Here is a 1,637-nt window from a genome sequence, read left to right as displayed (position 1 = left end):
GGTTCACCCCGGCTACCGTGCCTCCTCCAAAAGTATCCTCACACAGCTCGGGTGTTTGGTCATTGGCTGTGGGAAGAGATAACAAATCAATCTCAACACTACCAGTCATGACCTGAGGGGTACAGCTTCCTTGAGTAGCAACTATGGTAATTATATCCCCATCTTGAATATCTGCAGAAGTTAAACTAAACGTAAGGTTACCACCAGTACCTGTTTCTACGCAGTCGGCACAAGCCGTGGGATTATTAGAACCTCCTCTATCGATCCATATGGTATAATCAACATTAGGCTCTGGTAGGTTTGGTGGATCACTGCCTAATAAAACTATATCAGTTCCCGTGCCATCACAAATTGACCGAACGCCTGCATTATCTATTGAATAAGTATTAGGTGAAGGGTCATCAAGGTCAATTGTAGCATCAGCCAAAACCGCATTGCATACAGAAAAATCATCATTTACCGTTATAGAATATTGACCACCAGGAAGACCCGACACTCCCAAATCAGTCTGCAAATCAACAGTTAGACTTGTGGTGGCTGTGACATTATTAATTGTTAGAGGAAGGCCAGCCAATCCATTATCAGAGTCCCATGTATATGATAATGAACCACCTCCCGCAAGGTTTAGCGATCCACCTGTTATGATTACTTCCACCTGGCCGTCTGGGCCAGCGGGCGGAAGTTGACAGGTGCTATTGTCTTGAGTATTCCCTGTCGCTGTGATACTAATAGCAGGCACATCATCAAGATCAATTTCATCAACACTCGCTTGAAAGGTAGCGATAACAACTCCCCCATCATCACGAAGTGTAAATGCATAATTACCCGCTATCAAATTCTCATCATCTCCGAAAACATACGTATTCCCTTGTGCTATTGTTACTCCAAATTCACTCGGACCACTTCCTCCCGTTTCTGCAATTTGTATTACCTCCGCATCTATTCCATTAGTAGTTGAAACTATATCAATATATATCACACCATTATCAAGACCATCGCAAGGATGATCCACTCTAATGTCAACTTCAAAAGCCCCGTTTGTATAAGTCTCTGTGTAAGTTTGAGAAAATGCAGCATTATTAAATGCACCAAAAAGTATAATTAAGCAAACAATTCGGTAGAATGTATTTATTATTCGTCTCATAGATTTAGTTGCTTTGGCTTAGGCTGATCTTTGATGTACATCCATGATTATTTGTAACGTAAACCTCAAGCACCTTCCTTTCATCAAAAAGAAAATTACTATCAAAGGTCTTATGGATCATTCCCTCGCTATCAATATAAAGCATTTGCGAAATAGCCATATTTGATACAATCTGATAAGAAGAATTTTCAGTTTTGTTCAGGCTAACTTCAAACTTCTTTTTAGGACTCATCAAATTTACATTTATCGTTTGGGTTGTACCATTCGAATCAGTAACTATACAAGTATAAAGCCCACCAGATAAATTAATTATGTGATCTCTAGAAGAGCCCGTGCTCCAATCAAAAATATACGGTGCACTTCCTCCAGTAACTGTAAGTTTAATTCTACCATCACTTTCATCTATGCAAGTAGGATCTCTTTTATCTACAGCAATACTGAGTTGAGCAAAAGAAGCATTATAGAATAGAGATGTTATGACAATAAGCCAGAA

2 protein-coding genes are annotated in these 1,637 nt (G+C 39.6%); both read right to left on the bottom strand.

Annotated elements, in window-relative coordinates; genetic code table 11:
* On the bottom strand, window positions 1-1,144 hold a 1,144-nt coding region (locus E1176_RS01305), incomplete at its 3' end, for a hypothetical protein (RefSeq protein ID WP_155208778.1).
* Between the two features lie 4 nt (window positions 1,145-1,148).
* The coding region (locus tag E1176_RS01300) for a SprB repeat-containing protein (protein WP_185152529.1) at window positions 1,149-1,637 on the bottom strand (489 nt) is incomplete at its 5' end.

This window comes from Fulvivirga aurantia, assembly GCF_009711475.1.
In the GTDB taxonomy this organism is placed as follows: Bacteria; Bacteroidota; Bacteroidia; order Cytophagales; family Cyclobacteriaceae; genus Fulvivirga; species Fulvivirga aurantia.
This window is presented reverse-complemented; position numbering and strand designations above follow the sequence as displayed.